The following is a 1,500-nucleotide window of genomic DNA, read 5'->3' as shown; positions in this document are numbered from 1 at the left end:
TAACGCAAAAAACGCTTGAATTCAATCGTAAAATTAAATTATCAAATGATGGAGGTTCTCTTTCCTCCGATACAGGTGGATTTCTTTTTAGAGAATTCGACGAAAAAATCGGTTTTTCTAAGATTTTAGCTAGCTATCTAAAACTTAATGATTCAAGAAGATATTATCTACACTCAAACGAAAACTTGTTACGTCAAAAGATTTATCAAATCATTGCTGGTTATGCAGAAGACGATGCTAGTGATCAATTAACACATGATCCCGTTTTTACACAAATTATCGGAACACCAGCTCTCGCTTCCCAGCCGAGTTTATCTCGTTTTTATACACGATTTGATAAAAATTCGATTGACCATTTAAATCGTGCGAATCAAGAACTACTGGATAAAGTTCATGCCTTCCGAAAAGCACAGTCGCTATTCATAGATTTAGACTCTACCCATTCTGATACGTATGGCAATCAAGAATCTGCGTCTTATAATTCCCATTATGGAACCGTGGGGTTCCATCCTTTGGTTGCTTTTGATGGGGCTACAGGCGATTTTTTAAAGGCACAACTTCGTCCGGGAAATGTTTATACGTCAAATGGCATTATTGAATTTATTCGGCCTTTAATCGAACATTATAACGAAAAATTTCCTGAAACGAGCTTATTTTTACGTGGGGATAGTGGATTTGCTGTCCCGGCTTTGTATGACTTATGCGAAGATGAGTCTGTCTATTACGTGATTCGTCTGAAATCAAACGCTATTTTACAGCGAATGGCGGATGAGTTACATCCAGCCACTGAAATATTCGATGTTACCAAGTCTGAACACTACTATGAGGAAATCGAATATCAGGCAAAGTCATGGTCGAAAGCCAGAAAAGTAATCGTACAATCTGTTCGTCCTGCGGGTGAACTGTTCTTTACGCATTCCTTTTTTGTCACCAATTTTGAGTTGGCTTCCCCTGAAGCGATTGTTCGTGCTTATCAAAAACGAGGAACGATGGAAAACTATATTAAGGAAGCGAAAAATGGTTTTTACTTTGATCATATGAATAGCCACGCTTTTCAAGTAAACGAAGTAAAAATGATATTGACACTTCTTGCATATAATTTGACCAATTGGTTACGAACTCTTTGTTTTCCAGAAGGTCAAAAAACCATGCAAATTGATACGATACGTACTCGATTAATTAAAGTGGCAAGTAAAGTCGTGAAATCAGGCAGATCCCTTTATTTCAAACTATCATCGAGTTTTGTGTATCAAAAATTCTTTTGGGATGTACTGAATCGAATTCAAAAACTGCAATTGGAATGACCAAAAGAATACTTCTCTCATAACTGAAAAAAATAAGTTTTTCAGTCAAGGGGGAAGTATGCCCAAAATATGGTAGATAGCCGTTGAAAATTCAGTTATTTTGATGAGTTGGCTACACTTCTCATCTAAATACCGTTATGTTCAACTAAGTTAACAGATTTTACCAAAAGAAATTTGTAGCTATGAATATTTCAGG

At 36.3% G+C, this 1,500-nt stretch carries 1 protein-coding gene; it reads left to right on the top strand.

All coding sequences use genetic code 11. From position 1 onward, the window contains the following. Positions 1-1,304 (top strand): IS1380 family transposase (locus tag GW534_RS15825; RefSeq protein ID WP_161921924.1); only part of this gene is annotated, 1,304 nt, incomplete at its 5' end. Positions 1,305-1,500: the final 196 nt, after the last annotated feature.

The organism is Pallidibacillus pasinlerensis (genome assembly GCF_009996845.1).
Taxonomy (GTDB): Bacteria; Bacillota; Bacilli; order Bacillales; family Caldibacillaceae; genus Pallidibacillus; species Pallidibacillus pasinlerensis.
Note: the sequence above shows the minus strand (reverse complement) of the source record. Positions and strands in the feature narration are given on the sequence as shown.